The sequence below is a fragment of the Arthrobacter sp. RT-1 genome (genome assembly GCF_003367205.1).
Classification (GTDB): Bacteria; Actinomycetota; Actinomycetes; order Actinomycetales; family Micrococcaceae; genus Arthrobacter.
This window is the reverse complement of record NZ_QRGQ01000034.1, coordinates 1674-2022: the sequence shown is the minus strand read 5'-3', so window position 1 is coordinate 2022 and position 349 is coordinate 1674. Positions and strand designations below refer to the sequence as shown.

1 rRNA gene (running past one end of the window) is annotated in these 349 nt (G+C 55.9%); it reads right to left on the bottom strand.

Annotated features, from left to right (window positions below):
- A 23S ribosomal RNA gene (locus DXK94_RS21550) occupies positions 1 to 349 on the bottom strand (its annotated part continues 1673 nt past the right edge of the window); the annotation flags it as partial.

The following is a 349-nucleotide window of genomic DNA, read 5'->3' as shown; positions in this document are numbered from 1 at the left end:
TCTCAGCTTCGCCGTGAGGCTAACCGGTCCTCTTAACCTTCCAGCACCGGGCAGGAGTCAGTCCGTATACATCGTCTTGCGACTTCGCACGGACCTGTGTTTTTAGTAAACAGTCGCTTCCCCCTGGTCTCTGCGGCCCCGATCCCCTCCACACCGCAAGGGTGTATCAAGGTTGGGGCCCCCCTTCTCCCGAAGTTACGGGGGCATTTTGCCGAGTTCCTTAACCATAATTCTCTCGATCGCCTTAGTATTCTCTACCTGATCACCTGTGTCGGTTTGGGGTACGGGCGGCTAAAACCTCGCGTCGATGCTTTTCTCGGCAGCATAGGATCACCAAATCCCCCCAAAC